This window comes from Streptomyces globosus, assembly GCF_003325375.1.
Lineage (GTDB): Bacteria > Actinomycetota > Actinomycetes > Streptomycetales > Streptomycetaceae > Streptomyces > Streptomyces globosus_A.
In genome coordinates, this window is the sequence record NZ_CP030862.1 from 991693 (window position 1) to 1006818 (window position 15126).

Annotated in this window: 10 protein-coding genes; 7 read left to right on the forward strand and 3 right to left on the reverse strand. The window is 76.3% G+C overall.

Annotation, left to right across the window (positions count from 1 at the left end; genetic code table 11):
• The first annotated feature begins 8 nt into the window (after window positions 1-8).
• From C0216_RS04775 to moeZ, 5 genes are all read left to right on the forward strand, one after another.
• Window positions 9-1658 carry a DUF3492 domain-containing protein gene (locus C0216_RS04775; protein ID WP_114054046.1) on the forward strand — a complete coding sequence of 550 codons (1650 nt, stop codon included), beginning with the start codon at window positions 9-11 and terminating at the stop codon, window positions 1656-1658.
• Complete coding sequence (locus C0216_RS34920; protein ID WP_114054047.1) at window positions 1655-2560, forward strand: hypothetical protein; 906 nt, start codon at window positions 1655-1657, stop codon at window positions 2558-2560. Before C0216_RS04775 ends, C0216_RS34920 begins: the two co-directional genes overlap by 4 nt.
• 123 nt (window positions 2561-2683) lie before the next feature.
• Window positions 2684-3709, forward strand: coding sequence for an NAD-dependent epimerase/dehydratase family protein (locus tag C0216_RS04785; protein ID WP_114054048.1), 1026 nt, complete (start codon window positions 2684-2686; stop codon window positions 3707-3709).
• On the forward strand, window positions 3697-4446 hold the full coding sequence (locus tag C0216_RS04790; RefSeq protein ID WP_114054049.1) for a spherulation-specific family 4 protein: 750 nt from the start codon (window positions 3697-3699) through the stop codon (window positions 4444-4446). Before C0216_RS04785 ends, C0216_RS04790 begins: the two co-directional genes overlap by 13 nt.
• Before the next feature lie 63 nt (window positions 4447-4509).
• Complete coding sequence (gene moeZ, locus C0216_RS04795) at window positions 4510-5688, forward strand: adenylyltransferase/sulfurtransferase MoeZ (RefSeq protein ID WP_114054050.1); 1179 nt, start codon at window positions 4510-4512, stop codon at window positions 5686-5688.
• A 91-nt stretch (window positions 5689-5779) separates the two neighbouring features.
• On the opposite strand, the gene C0216_RS04800 is transcribed toward moeZ, so the two are convergent.
• From C0216_RS04800 to C0216_RS04810, 3 genes are all read right to left on the reverse strand, one after another.
• Entirely contained in the window at window positions 5780-7330 is a 1551-nt protein-coding gene (locus C0216_RS04800) for an alpha/beta hydrolase (protein WP_114054051.1), read from the reverse strand.
• A gap of 86 nt (window positions 7331-7416) precedes the next feature.
• Window positions 7417-7869: an NUDIX hydrolase gene (locus C0216_RS04805; protein ID WP_114054052.1), complete on the reverse strand. Its 453-nt coding sequence runs from the start codon at window positions 7867-7869 to the stop codon at window positions 7417-7419.
• Between the two features lie 181 nt (window positions 7870-8050).
• A complete protein-coding gene (locus C0216_RS04810; RefSeq protein WP_428985393.1) occupies window positions 8051-10807 on the reverse strand; it encodes a lysylphosphatidylglycerol synthase transmembrane domain-containing protein in 2757 nt (918 codons plus the stop codon).
• A gap of 158 nt (window positions 10808-10965) precedes the next feature.
• Between C0216_RS04810 and C0216_RS04815 the strand changes: the two genes are divergently transcribed.
• Together C0216_RS04815 and C0216_RS04820 are read left to right on the forward strand one after the other, a co-directional pair.
• Window positions 10966-11322: an MGMT family protein gene (locus C0216_RS04815; RefSeq protein ID WP_246042326.1), complete on the forward strand. Its 357-nt coding sequence runs from the start codon at window positions 10966-10968 to the stop codon at window positions 11320-11322.
• Between the two features lie 327 nt (window positions 11323-11649).
• Window positions 11650-15033, forward strand: a complete 3384-nt coding sequence (locus C0216_RS04820; protein ID WP_114054055.1) for an ATP-dependent helicase — start codon at window positions 11650-11652, stop codon at window positions 15031-15033.
• The last annotated feature ends 93 nt before the right edge of the window (window positions 15034-15126 follow it).

The window sequence follows — 15126 nt, forward strand, 5'->3', positions numbered from 1 at the left end:
TGCCATTCGTGCGGATCGGACTGCTCACCGAAGGCGGCTATCCGTATGCCGCGGGCGAGGGCCGGCTGTGGTGCGAGCGCCTCGTGCGCGGGCTGCCGCAGCACGAGTTCGAGCTCTACGCACTGAGCCGCAGCGCCGAACAGGAGGAGCGCGGCCGGGTCGTGCTCCCCGAGCACGTCACCCGCGTCTGGACCGCCCCGCTGTGGGCGCCCGCCGACGACGGCCGCACCCACTCCCGGCGCGAGCGCCGCCGGTTCGCCGACTCCTACGGGGAGCTGGTGGACGGCATCTGCACCGGCCGCGCCGAGCCCTTCGCCGCCGGACTGTACGGGCTCGCCGAACTCGCCCGCGAACAGGGCGGCATGTACGCGGCCCTCCGCTCGGAGACCGCCGTGCGGACGGTGGAGTCCGCCTGCCGGGCACCCGGCGCCCGCCGCTCCGTCCGGCAGGCCCAGGTGGCCGACCTGCTGGAGTTCGCCGACGCCCTGGAGCGGCTGCTGCGCCCGCTGTCCCTCGACTGGTACGAGGACCTCCGCGAGGTGGACGTCTGCCACGCCGCCGCGGGCGGGGTCGCCGCCCTCCCCGGACTGCTGGCCAAACGCTTCTTCGGAGTGCCGCTCCTGGTCACCGAGTACGGGGTGCGGCTGCGCGCCCACTACCTGGACCGCCCCGAAGGCGGCCGGCCCGCCGTGCGCGCCCTCCTCGCCGCCTTCCACGTCCGGCTCGCCTGCGAGATCTACGCCCGCGCCGACCTCCTCACGCCCGGCAACGCCCACGCCCGCCGCTGGCAGGAGCGGTGCGGCGCCACCCGGGACCGGATGGAGACCGTCTACCCGGGCATGGAGGCGGACCGATTCGCCGCCGTCGGCGAGGACCCCGCCTGCGGCGACCCCGACACGCTCGTGTGGGTCGGCCGGATCGAGCCCGGCAAGGACCTCGTCGGGCTGCTCCACGCCTTCGCGGAGGTCCGCAAGGCCGCCCCCGGCACCCGGCTGCGGATCTTCGGGACCGCCGCCGCGGTCCCCGGCTACCTCGCCGACTGCCGCTCGCTGGCCGCCCAGCTCTTCCCCGACGAGGCCGCCGACGCCGTCTCCGCCGGGGAGAACCCCGTCTCGTTCGAGGACCTCGGCGGGCCCGGGACGGCAACGGCCGCAGAGGCCTACGGCAGCGGCCGCGTCGCCGTCCTCTCCTCCGTCGTCGAAGGCTTCCCCGCCGGGCTCGCCGAGGCGATGTTCTGCGGCCGGGCCACCGTCTCCACCGACGTCGGCGCGGTGTGCGAGGTCATCGGCGGCACCGGCCTCGTCGTCCCGCCCCGCAACCCGCGCGCCCTCGCCGACGCCTGCCTCTCCCTGCTGCGCGACCCCGAACGGGCCCAGCGGCTCGGCGCGGCCGCCCGGGCCCGCGCCCTGGAGCTGTTCACCGTCGAGCAGAACGTCGCCGCCTTCCGGGCGGCCTACCTGCGGCTCCTCGCCCGCGGACCCGCCCGGCCCGGCGCCGGCGTCCCCTTCGGGCAGCCCCCCGAGGCCCGCGTCCCCGGCCACTGGACCAGCCCCGGCTGGGCCGACCCCGACCCGGATCCCGACCCCGACGCGGCGGCCGCCGCGGGGGACCCCGCCGGCGCACCCGCCCCGGCCCCCACCACGGAGGCGACCGTATGACCCCCGACGAAGCCGTGGCTGCGGCGCCCGTCGCCGCCGCCCCCCGCCGGCGGGCGGCCGGAGACCCCGTCAAGACGCTGCTGCACCGGCACCGGGCGCTGTGCGAGCAGGCCGTGGACCCGCTGGAGATCGCCGCCGGCCTGGAGGCCCGTGGCATCACCGACCGCACCGCCGCCCGCTTCCGCCACCGGGATGTCTTCTCCCTCGCCGAGGAGCTCTACGCCCGCACCCCCCGCGGCCACGAGCCCGCAGAGCCCGCCGCGGCCCGCCCCCGCGACGCCCGCGCCCTGCGCGGCATCGGCCTCGCCCTGCTGCCCGGCGCCGCCGCCCTCGCCGCGGCCGCCGCCGCCCTGCCGTACGCGGGCGCCCTCGCCGTCGCCGCCACCGTCGCCGCCCTCGCCCGGCCCTCCGCCACCGGGCGGGCCCCCCGCGGCCGCGGCTCCCTCGCCGTCCACCTCGCCGCCGCGGCCGCCGCCGGGTGGGCCGTCCACCGCCACGGCACCCCCCTCGGCGTCGCCCTCGCGCTCGCCGCCGCCCCCGGCCACCTCGCCGCCGCGGCGTTCGCCGCCCGCGCCCGCCGCCGGCTCGCCGCCAGCCGCGCCCTGGAGGACTTCGCCGCCTCCGCCCGGCCGCTGCTCCTCGCGGGCGCCGCCGCCCAGACCGCCGCCGCAGCGGGCGCCGCCGCCCTCGCCGGGGCGCCGCTCGCCGCCGCCGTGCCGCTCGCCGTGCTGTTGTTCCTGGCACGGCTGCTCCTCTGCCACGGCGCCCCCTGGCCGCCCGTCGCCGCGGCGCTCGCCGTCGCCGCGGTCCCCGCCGCGCCCGCGGCGCCCGCCGCCGCGGCCGGCCTCCTCGCCCTCGCCCTGCCCGTCCTGGCGCGCGCCTCCGCGCACACCCGGACGTGAGGGCCGCCCGCCCCCGCGCCGACCGGAAGCGGCGAAGGCCCGCCCCGCCCCACCCCTCCCGCCCGACCCAAGAAGAAGGAGACACCGCATGACCGGCCAGCCAACCAACCGAGGGACCGCGCGATGAGGGTGCTGCTGATCGGAGCCAACGGATACCTCGGCCGCTACGTCGCCGACCGGCTGCTCGCCGACCCCGCCGTCCAGCTGACCGCGCTCGGCCGCGGCGACGACGCCGACGTCCGGTTCGACCTCGCCACCGGCAGCCCCGGCGCGCTCACCCGCTTCCTCGACGCCGTCCACCCGGGCGTCGTCATCAACTGCGCGGGCGCCACCCGCGGCGGCGCCCGCGAGCTGACCCGGCACAACACCGTCGCCGTCGCCACCATCTGCGAGTCCCTGCGCCGCAGCGGCTGCGGGGCCCGCCTCGTCCAGCTCGGCTGCGCCGCCGAGTACGGGCCCAGCCAGCCCGGCTCGTCCACCGCCGAGGACGCCGTCCCGAGACCCGGCGGGCCGTACGGGGTCAGCAAGCTCGCCGCCACCGAGCTCGTCCTCGGCTCCGGCCTCGACGCCGTCGTCCTGCGCGTCTTCTCGCCCGTCGGGCCCGGCACCCCGGCCGGCTCCCCGCTCGGCCGGCTCGCCGAGGCGATGCGGCGCGCCATGCAGTCCGGGGACGGCGAGCTGAAGCTCAGCGGCCTCGGGGTCCAGCGGGACTTCGTCGACGTCCGGGACGTGGCGCGCGCCGTGCACGCCGCCTCCCTGTCCGCCGCGCAGGGCGTCGTCAACATCGGGACCGGGCGCGCCGTCCGGCTCCGCGACGCCGCCGCCGTCCTCGCCCGGGTCGCGGGCTACGGCGGCTCCCTCCATGAGATCGACGTCCCACAGGGCGGACACCCCCAGGGCCACGGGCCGCTCCACGGCAGCCACGGCCGGGCCCCCTCCCTCGCCGCGATCGGCGCTCCCCGCTCCGAGGCCACCGCCGAGCAGCTGGCCGCCGCCCCGCCCGCAGCCGCGTACCCCTACCCGGACGGCTGCGGCGCCTGGCAGCAGGCGGACGTCCGCACCGCCCGGGACCGGCTCGGCTGGCGGCCCCGGATCAACCTGGAGGAGTCCCTCGCGGACATCTGGATGGAGGCGGCGTGCCGCATCTGACCACGCCCGCCCCGGCCGCCGCCGCCACCGGCTCCGGCCGCGTCGGCCTCGGCATCCCCGGCTACGCCCACCCGCTGCTCGCGCCCGTCGAGTGGGCCGAGCTGACCCGGCCCGGCACGCCCCTGCACTGGGCCGTGCTGAACGTCACCGACGGCCCCGGCTCCCGGCCCGACCCGCACTGCACCGAGGCGGTGGGCCGGCTCCGCGGGGCCGGCGGCACCGTCCTCGGGCATCTCGCGATGCGGGGCGGCGAGCGGACGTTCGGCGAGCTGGTCTCCGACGCCCACCGCTTCGCCGACTGGTACCGGGTCGACGGGTTCTACCTGGACGGGGCCCCGGCCGACCGGTCCGGGCTCGCCGAAGTGCGCCGGGTCGCCGACACCCTGCGCGGCCTCGGCGAGGACGTGCGGATCGTGCTCGGCCACGGCACCCACCCCCACGAGGGCTACGCGGACATCGCCGACCAGCTGGTCACCTTCGCCGGGGCCTGGACGGACTACCGCTGGTCGCAGGTGGCGGAGTGGACCGCCGACCACCCGCCGGAGCGGTTCTGCCACCTCGTCCACGGGGTGCCGCGCACGCACCTGGAGGAGGCGCTGCGGATCGCCCGCTGGCAGGGCGCCGGGACGATCTGGTTCACCGACCGGCGCGGCGCCCCCAACGGGGACCCCTGGGCGTCAATGCCCGCGTACTGGGACGAAATCGTCTCACGCATCGGACCGGGTGTCTCGGAATGAAGAAGGGCGTGGCAGTGTTACGGGAAGAACCACCGTTCACGCATACCGATCTACGGAGTCCCCGTGTCGCTGCCACCCCTGGTCGAGCCGGCTGCCGAGCTCACCGTCGACGAGGTCCGTCGGTACTCCCGCCACCTGATCATCCCTGACGTCGGGATGGACGGCCAGAAGCGCCTGAAGAACGCGAAGGTGCTGGCCGTGGGCGCGGGGGGCCTCGGCTCGCCCGCCCTCATGTACCTGGCCGCGGCCGGCGTCGGAACGCTGGGCATCGTGGAGTTCGACGAGGTCGACGAGTCGAACCTCCAGCGCCAGATCATCCACAGCCAGTCGGACATCGGCCGCTCCAAGGCCGAGTCCGCCCGCGACTCCGTGCTCGGCATCAACCCGTACGTGAACGTCGTCCTCCACGAAGAGCGGCTCGAAGCCGACAACGTGATGGACATCTTCTCCCAGTACGACCTCATCGTCGACGGCACCGACAACTTCGCCACGCGCTACCTCGTCAACGACGCCTGCGTCCTCCTCGGCAAGCCGTACGTGTGGGGCTCCATCTACCGCTTCGACGGCCAGGCTTCCGTCTTCTGGTCCGAGCACGGCCCCTGCTACCGCTGCCTCTACCCGGAGCCCCCGCCGCCGGGCATGGTCCCGAGCTGCGCCGAGGGCGGCGTCCTGGGCGTGCTCTGCGCGTCCATCGGCTCCATCCAGGTCACCGAGGCCATCAAGGTCCTCACCGGCGTCGGCGAGCCGCTGGTCGGCCGCCTGATGATCTACGACGCCCTGGAGATGCAGTACCGCCAGGTCAAGGTCCGCAAGGACCCCGACTGCGCGGTGTGCGGCCCGAACGCGACCGTCAAGGAGCTCATCGACTACGAGGCCTTCTGCGGCGTCGTGTCCGAGGAGGCCCAGGAGGCGGCCGCCGGCTCGACGATCACTCCGAAGCAGCTCAAGGAGTGGATCGACGAGGGCGAGAACATCGAGATCATCGACGTCCGAGAGAAGAACGAGTACGAGATCGTCTCCATCCCGGGCGCGCGGCTGATCCCCAAGGGCGACTTCCTGATGGGCACCGCCCTCCAGGACCTCCCGCAGGACAAGCGGATCGTCCTGCACTGCAAGACGGGTGTCCGCAGTGCGGAAGTCCTGGCGGTCCTGAAGTCCGCCGGCTTCGCGGACGCGGTCCACGTCGGCGGCGGCGTCATCGGCTGGGTCCACCAGGTCGAGCCCCAGAAGCCCGTCTACTAGCAGGCCCGCCCGCAGGCCCGTCCGTTCTTCCGGCCCCTGCCCCCGCGCGCGACGGCGCGGGGGCAGGGGCCGGCCGGTGGCCGCCGCCCGGTCAGGCGGCCTTGCAGACGGTGCCGCCGGACGGCACCGTCCCGTCCAGCAGGTAGGCGTCGACCGCCTTCTGCACGCACGGGTCGCCGCTGTTGTACGCGCCGTGCCCCTGGCCCTCGTACGTCAGCTCCACCCCGACCCCCGGGCCGAGGCGCTCCACCATGCGCCGCGCCCCCTCGTACGGGGTCGCCGGGTCGCCGGTGTTGCCGATCACCAGGATCGGCGCGGAGCCGGGCGCCGACACGTCGGGCGTCTCCCAGGCGCCCTTGACCGGCCAGCCGGTGCAGCCCATCAGCGCCCAGCCGAGGAAGTCCCCGAAGACGGGGGAGGCCTTGCGGAACTCCGCCAGCCGCTCCTTGGTCTGCTCCAGCGTGAACCGCTGCTTGGAGTCCGCGCAGTTGACCGCCGTGTTGGCGGCCCCGATGTTGCTGTAGCGGCCGTTCTCCTGCCGCCCGTTCAGCGCGTCGGACAGTGCCATCAGCAACTGGCCCTGCCCGCCCTCCGCCTCGTCGATGCCCTGCTCCAGCAGCGGCCACAGCTCCTGGGAGTACAGGGCCTGCGCGATGCCGTTCGTCGCCGCGGAGTCGGTCAGCATGCGCCCGCCGAGGCCCGGGATGGGCTGCTGCGCCAGGCTCTCCTGCAGCCGGAGCACCGTGTCCTCGACCTCCTGGGCGGTGGCGCCCTGGAGGCGGCACTCGTCGCCGCGGTCCACGCAGTCCTGCGCGAAGTTCTCCAGCGCCAGCTGGAAGCCCTTCGCCTGGCCGAGCGCGCTCTCCTCGGAGGTCTTCGTCGGGTCGACGACCGCGTCGAAGACGGCCCGCCCGACCTTCTCCGGGAACAGGTGGGCGTAGACCCCGCCCAGCTCGGTGCCGTACGAGATGCCGAAGTAGTTCAGCTTCTCGTCGCCCAGCGCCTGGCGGATCCGGTCCAGGTCCCGGGCGGCGTTCTCCGTGCCGACGTACGGCAGCACCTGCCCCGACCGGGCCTCGCAGGCCTGGTGGTAGCGGCGGATCCCGTCCGCGAACTCCTTCTCCTCCGCCGGCGTCTCCGGCGTGTTGTCCGCGGCGTAGTACGCGTCCAGCTGCTTGTCGGTCTGGCACAGCACGGGCGCGCTGGCGCCGACCCCGCGCGGGTCGAAGCTCACCAGGTCGTAGCGCGAGCGCAGCGCCTGGTACTCCTCGGCCGCGCCGGGCAGCGTGCTGACGCCGGAGCCGCCCGGGCCGCCGAAGTTGAACACGAGGGAGCCGAGGCGCCGCTCCTTGTCCCGGGCAGGGGCCCGGATCAGCGCGAGCGGGATCGTCTCCCCGCCGGGGTCGGCGTAGTCGAGCGGCACCTGCAGCGTGGCGCACTGCCAGTCCTTCGGCGGAGCGGGACCGCCGCCCTGGGCGGCGGTCGGGGCGGCGCAGGCGCCCCACTTCAGCGGCGGCGGCGCCGACCCGGTCCCGTCGGCGCGGGACGGGGCGCCGCCTCCGCCGCCGGAGCAGCCGGCTACCCCGGCCACGGCGAGGACGACGGCGCCGGCGGCGGCCGTCCGGAGGACGTGTCTCGACATGCCCCCATCCTCCGCCGCCCCCGCACACCCCGCCCCCGCACGAGCCCGTTCGGGTACCGGGGCCCACGGCGCGGCTCCCCGCAGGACTAATGCCAGCCGTGTTCGGTGAGAACCCGGTCGCCGTCGCGGTTCAGGTAGCCGAGCAGCCCTGCCGCGGGGTACTCGATGATGTCGTCGGGCAGCGCGTGAACGGCCCACCAGCGGAGATCGAGGCACTTCTCGGGCTCGCGGTTGACGGGCTCGCCGTTCCACACGGTGGCCTCGAAGAACAGGCCGATGCGCTCGACCTCGGGGCTCTGCCTGTGGTGCACGACGTGCACGAGCCGCAGGTGCGCCGGGTCCACCTCGACGCCGGTTTCCTCGCGCAGCTCACGTGCAGCGCCCACGGTGAGCGGCTCGCCGGCGTCGAGCTTGCCCGAGGGGGCGTGCCACCGGCCGTAGCCATACGGTCCGCCGCGCTGCGACAAGAGAATTCTGTCGCCGTCGCGCAGGATCACATGCGTGTCGATCACCGGGGTTGCCGGTGCTGCCGCGTTCATGAGTTCACCGTGGGGTCGTCGGTCCGGTTGGCGCTTTCGACGCTACCTCCGGGCGCGGGCACGGCGTCGGCGATTCGCTTCGCTACGTCCGTGGAGGTGGTTCGCCTCGGCTCGGGTGAGTTCGCCGAGCTCGCTCGTCGAGGGCTCTGCCGGCCGCTCGTGCCGCTTCCTGCGGCGGCACCTAGATCGCTTCCTTGCGGGTGAGGTAGTTGAACGACACCCAGCCCGGCAGGACCGGCAGCCAGAACGTCATCAGCCGGAACAGCAGGACCGCCGAGATCGCGACCTCCTTGTCCAGGCCCGCCGCGATCAGGCCCAGCGTCAGCGTCGTCTCCACGGCGCCGATGCCGCCCGGCGTCGGCGCTGCCGAGCCGAGGGCGTTGCCCGCGAGGAACACGACGGCGATGCTCGCGTAGCTCAGCGCCTCGCCGCCGCCGAAGGCGCGGATCGACGCGTCCAGGCACATCACGAAGCAGCCGGTCAGCAGGAGCATCCCGCCGATGCCCGTCATCAGCTTCTGCGGCCGCTGGAGGACGTCCAGCATGCGCGGCACGACACCGGCGAACAGCGCCCGCACCCGCGTCACGACAAACTTCCGCAGGAACGGCACCGCCGTCACGACGAGGACCAGCACGGCCACCGTCAGCAGGCCGGCGATGACCGTCCGGGACGGCGTCATCTCCGGGGTCTTCTCCGTGCCCGTCAGGTAGCCGAACGCCAGCAGCAGCAGGACGTGCGCCGCCAGCCCGAACAGCTGCGAGGCGCCCACACTGGCCACCGCCAGCCCCGGCCGAACCCCCGCCCGCTGGAGGAACCGCGTGTTCAGCGCGACACCGCCGACGGCCGCCGGGGCGACCAGCTTGACGAACGAGCCGGCCACCTGGGCCACCACCGTCCGCAGGAACGGCACCCGCTCCGGCACGAACCCGAGCAGGCTCATCGCCGCGGCGAAGTACGTCAGCGCCGAGAACGCCAGCGCCGCCCCCACCCAGCCCCACTCGGCCCCGCCGACGATCGTCGCGAAGTCCACGTGGGCCAGCTGCGTCAGCAGGAAGTACGCGCCGAACGCGCCCGCGATGAACGACACCAGGGTGCGCGGCCGGATCCGCTCCAGCCGGGCCGGCTCCACCGGCGCCTGCGGCCGGATCAGCAGCACCTGCTTGCGGATCTGGCTGAGCAGGTCCTCCTCGCGGGCATCCTCCAGCGCATCGTCCAGCGCCCGCTTCTCCGCCTTCCGCTCGGCCGCCGACGTGGCGGGGACCGCCTTGGCGCCCGCCTTCCCGGCCGCCGCCTCGCGGGCCGCCTTCGCCGCGCGCGAGGACTCCAGCACGGCCTCCCGCTGCCGGTCCGCCCGCTCCCGGGCGAGCCGGCGCAGCGTGGCCCGCGTCGACCGGCTCAGCGCGATCGGCTGGAGCAGCGGCAGGCAGTCCGCCACCGCGTCCGGCCCGAGCACCGACACCGCCGACGCGACCGCGCGCTGCGCGCCGACCCGCAGGCCGAGCGTGGTCAGCAGCTGCGCGATGTCCATCCGCAGCACCAGGTCGCCGGCCGCGATCTCGCCGCCGCGCAGATCCGTGAGGATGACCCTGCCGGAACGATCCACCAGCAGGGCGTCGCCCGTCAGCCGGCGGTGCGCGATCCGGCGCGACTGCAGGGCGCGTACCTGCTCCCAGGCGTGGCGGGCCAGCTCGTCGGTGATCTCCTCGTCCGGGACGGCGTCCAGCGGCCGGCCCTCCAGGTGCTCGTACACGAGCATCACGGCGTCCGGGCCGAGCTCGGAGGTCGCGATCAGCTTGTGCGCGTTCGCGCCGGCCGCGATCGCCGCGTACGCGAGGAGCGCCTCCTGCTCCAGCGCCTGGCGCAGAGACTGCAGGGAGCGGCGCGTCGTGATCCCGCGCAGGGTCATGCGGCGCCACACCCGGTAGAAGAACCCGTGCGCCTGCTGCTCCCGGTCGACGACGGTGACGTCGAGCGGCGATCCGTCCTCCAGGGTGACGTGGTAGCGGCGCCCCCGGTCGCTGGCATCCGAGGCGTCGCCCTCCGGGACCTCGGCGCGCGCCGCGCTGACCGGCTGGAAGCCGACCCGGCGCAGGCCCGCGAGGAGGTTCTGCCCGGTGGGGCGCACGTTCGGGGAGCCGACCGCGTAGAGGGTGCCGTACGCGACGCTCCAGCCGATCAGCACCGTCAGGATGATCGAGAACGGGGTGGTGTAGCCGCTGACCAGCATCGCGAAGGCGTCGAGCAGCAGCACCACCCACAGGGCGACCCGCCAGCGCGGCCTGCGCGTCATCCCGACGGCGGTCATGTACGCGATCACGGGCGCGAGGTAGCCGTGCACGGGGTCGGTGGGCGCGCCGCCGGCGCCCGCGGCGCGGGTCAGGGCGTCCTGGATGGTGGCCGGGGCGGCCTGGGAGACCCAGAGGTCGGTCGCGAGGGTGACGCCGTGGGCGAGGACGGCGGCGAGGACGCCGTCGGCGATGCGCAGCCCGTCGCGTTTGATCAGCCGTTCGATCGCGAAGGCGACGGGGACGAGGAGGACGGCGATGCTGGACACCAGGCCCGCGACCTTGATCAGGAGGTCGGGGGCGGCCTGGGTGCCCTGGCTGATGTCGTCCTCCAGGCCGGCGGTGGTGCCGTGCGCGAAGGCGGCGATGGCGAGGACGACGGCGATGCCGAGCAGGCCGACGAGGAAGCGGACGAGGTCGGAGGGGCGGTGCACGCGGGCGGCGAGCAGCGGCTCGTCGACCTCGACCTCGTCGGCACCGGCCGCGGCGGCGTCAACGGCGGCGGCGTCAACGGCGGAGGCATTCGCGGCGGCGGCCGCCGGGCCGTCTGCGGGCGCGCCGGGAGCCTCGTCGCGGGGCGTGCCGGGGTGCGGCTCCGGGCCCGGCTCGGGGCGCGCGCCGTCGTCCTCGGTCGCGCCGTCCGGAGGGCTCACACCCTGCTCCTTCGTCGTCACAGCCGTCTCTTCTTGATCGCGTATCACCACTCACCGCCCGGAAGATGGTGGCACGGCCGGGCGGCCCCGGGGGGCGGCAGGGTGCGCGCCGGTGTGGAGGGAAACGCTCCGCACAGCGGTCCGCCCCGTCCGGCACCATGGGCGGAATGAGCGAGGAGCTGCCCGCTTACGCGGAGCGCGTACTGGACGCGGCCGAGCGGATTCCGCCCGGCCGGGTGATGACCTACGGGGACGTCGCCGAATGGCTCGGGGAGGGCGGCCCGCGCCAAGTCGGCCGCGTCATGGCCCTGTACGGCGGCGCCGTCCCCTGGTGGCGCGTGGTGCGCGCCGACGGCCGGCCCCTGCCCGGCAGCGAGCCCCGCGCCCTGGAGCACTACCGGGCCGAGTCCACCCCGCTGCGCCTCACCGCCGGCGGCGAGGCCCGGCTCGACATGCCGCGGGCACGCTGGGACGGCGGCGGGGACGGCGCGGCGGGCGACGAGGGTCACATCTGACAGCTTCCGCCACGGAGCACCCCGCGCGCCGGTCGAGAGCCGGCCCCGGGGCCCGGACGGGGGACCGCCGCCCGCCCGCCCGGACTCCCGCGCACCCGCCCGCTCCGCCCCGCGGCGGGGCCCCGGCGCGCGGTCCGCGGCCGCCGCGGCCGCCGTGCCGGGCGCATCCGGGGCCGGACCTCGGGGAACTGCACGGGGTGCGCCGCTTGCCGTAGCGTTGCCTCTTCGGCGGTCGCGGCCGGCCCCCCGGCGGGCGCCCGCTCGGCGACCGCGGACGCCGCAGGACCCGTACGCCCCGCAGCACGAACACCAGGACCGGCACCTCACGTGATCACCTCTTCCACCGACCGCCCCGAGCGGCTGCGTACGCGAACCCCCGACGCGTACCGTCTCGTGCGCAGCGGGCCGGGGCGAGCGGAGCCCCCTGTGCTGGACGCAGCGCAGCAGGCGGTGGTTGACCACACCCGCGGACCGCTGCTCGTCCTCGCCGGGCCGGGCACCGGCAAGACCACCACCCTGGTCGAGGCCGCCGCCGCCCGCGTCGAGGCCGGCACCGACCCCGCCCGGATCCTGATCCTCACCTTCAGCCGCAAGGCCGCCGTCGAGCTGCGCGACCGCGCCGCCCTCCGGCTCGGCGGCGCCCGCGCCCCGCAGGCCACCACCTTCCACTCCTTCTGCTACGGGCTGGTCCGCGCCCACCAGGACACCGACCTGTTCGCCGACCCGCTGCGCCTGCTGTCCGGGCCCGAGCAGGACGTCATGGTCCGCACCCTGCTGGAGGGGCAGCGCGAGATCCGCTCCATCCGCTGGCCCGACGACCTGCGGGCCGCCCTCACCACCCGGGGCTTCGCCGACGAGGTGCGCGCCGTCCTCGCCCGCGCCCGCGAGCTCGGCCTCGGCCCGGCCGCCCTCGACGCGTTCGCCTCCCGCATCGGCCGGCCCGACTGGAAGGCGGCCGCCGCCTTCCTCGCCGAGTACCTCGACGTCCTGGACATGCAGGGCACCCTCGACTACGCCGAGCTCCTGCACCGCGCCGTGCTGCTCGCCGAGCGGACGCCCGGCCTGGCCGCCGCGTACGACGTGATCTACGTGGACGAGTTCCAGGACACCGACGCCTCGCAGCTGCGGCTGCTGCGTGCGCTGGCCGGGCCCGGCGGCACACTGGTCGCCTTCGGCGACCCCGACCAGTCGATCTACGCCTTCCGCGGCGCCGACATCAACAACATCCTCGACTTCGAGGGCGCGTTCCCCGGCGCGGCCGTACGGGCCCTGACGGTCGGCCGCCGCTCCGCCTCCGCCGTCCTGGCCGCCACCCGGCTGCTGACCACCCGCATGCCGGTGCCGCGGCTGCCCGCGGACGCGGTCCGCGCACACCGGGGGCTCACGCCGACGCGGGAGGGCGGCCGCGTCGAGGTGTACACGTACCCGACGGCCGGCGCCGAGCTCGACAACATCGCGGACATCCTGCGCCGCGCCCACCTGGAGGACGGCGTTCCCTGGCAGGACATGGCCGTCCTGGTCCGCGCCGGCGGCCGCACCCTGCCGGCGATGCGGCGGGCCCTGATCGCGGCGGGCGTCCCCGCCGAGACGGACGGCACGGACATCCCCCTCCGCCACGAACCGGCGGTCGCCCCCCTCCTGACGGCCCTCCGCACGGTGGCCCTGGCGACCCCCCAGGCCGCCGCCGCGGGCACCCCCGGCCCCGCCGACGCCGCCGACGGCGATACCGCCACGCCGGCGCACGACCCCGACGCGGCGGCCCCCGCCGGCGCCGGCGCGCCGGACGCCGACGGGCAGAGTGCCCACGGCGGCGGGGGCGGCACCGGGTGGATCGGGGCCGAGGCGGCGCTGTCGCTGCTCGCCTCGCCGCTCGGCGGGATGGACGCCGCCGACCTGCGGCGGCTCGGGCGGGCCCTGCGCGACGAGGAGCGCGCGGCCGGCACCGCCGTGCCCGCTCCCTCCGACGTGCTGCTCGCCCGCGCCCTCGCCGAGCCGGAGCGCCTCGTCGCGCACGACCCGGCGTACGCGCGGGGCGCCCAGCGCCTCGGCCTGCTCCTGCGCAAGACACGCGAGCTCCTCCAGGGCGGCGGCACCGCCGAAGAGGCCCTGTGGACCCTCTGGGACGGCACGCCCTGGCCGCAGCGCCTGGAGCGCAGCGCCCGCCGCGGCGGCCCCGCCGGCCGCAACGCCGACCGCGACCTCGACGCGGTCTGCGCCCTCTTCGACACCGCCGCCCGCGCCGAGGAGCGCACCGGCGGCCGCGGCGCCCTCAACTTCCTCGAACAGCTCGAAGCCGAGGACATCGCCGCCGACACCCTCACCCGCCGCGCCAGCCGCCGTGAGGCGGTCCGGCTGATGACCGCGCACCGCTCCAAGGGCCTCGAATGGCGCCTCGTCGTCGTCGCCGGAGTCCAGGAGGGCCTCTGGCCCGACCTCCGCCGCCGCGGCTCCCTCCTCGAAGCCGACCGCATCGGCCGCGACGGCCTCGCCGAGCCCCTCGGCGCCGGCTCGCTCCTCGCCGAGGAGCGCCGCCTCTTCTACGTGGCCGCGACCCGCGCCCGCGACCGCCTCGTCGTCACCGCCGTCAAGGCCGCCGCCGAGGACGGCGACCAGCCCTCCCGCTTCCTCACCGAGCTCGGCGTGCCCCCCAAGGACGTCGCGGGCCGGCCCCGCCGCCCCCTCGCCGTCCCGGCGCTCGTCGCCGAGCTGCGCGCCACCACCGTCGACCCGGCCGCCTCGCCCGCGCTGCGGGACGCCGCCGCGCGCCGCCTCGCCCGCCTCGCCGCGCTCACCGACGAGGACGGCCGCCCGCTGGTGCCCGCCGCGCACCCGCAGCGCTGGTGGGGGCTGTACGAGCCCACCCGCAGCCGGGTGCCGCTGCGGGACCGCAGCCGGCCCGTCGCCCTGTCCGGCAGCGCCCTGGACCAGCTCGCCAACACGTGCTCCCTCCAGTGGTTCCTCGGCCGCGAGGTCAAGGCCGACGCCCCCGCCACCGCCGCCCAGGGCTTCGGCAACGTCGTCCACGTCCTCGCCGACGAGGTCGCCTCCGGCCGCACCCCCGCCGACCTGGACGTCCTCATGGAGCGCCTCGACTCCGTGTGGGACGCCCTCGCCTTCGACGCCCCCTGGAAGTCCCGCCAGGAGAAGGACAGCGCCCGCGCCGCGCTGGAGCGCTTCCTGCGCTGGCACACCACCGACCGCGGGGGCCGGACGGCCGTCGCCACGGAGCACGACTTCGACGTCACGCTCGAGGCGGGCGAGTACGCCGTCCGGATCCGGGGCTCCATGGACCGCGTCGAGGCGGACCCGCAGGGGCGGGCGTACGTCGTCGACTTCAAGACCGGCAAGGCGGCGCCGACGAAGGACGAGGTGGCCCGGCACCCGCAGCTCGCCGTCTACCAGCTCGCCGTCCGCGAGGGCGCCGTCGACGAGGTCTTCGACGGGCTGCGCCCCGAGCCCGGCGGCGCCGAGCTCGTCCAGCTGCGGCAGGGCGCCGCCAAGCGCGACGGCGGCGACACCGCGCCCAAGGTGCAGGCGCAGGAGGCGCTGCCGCCCGGGCCGTCCGGCGAGTGGGTCGGGGACCTGCTGGCCACGGCCGCCGGGCGGGTCCTGGACGAGCGCTTCGCCCCCGCCCCCGGCCGCCACTGCGACCACTGCTCCTTCCGCAGCTCGTGCAGCGCCCGCCCCGAGGGCCGCCAGACGGTGGAGTGAGCTGCCGCACAGCCCGCCCCGGCCGGGCAGGCCGCGCGAGCCGTCCGGCCGCCGCCGTCCACCGGCCGCACCGCGCCGTCACCCCCGGCGCGC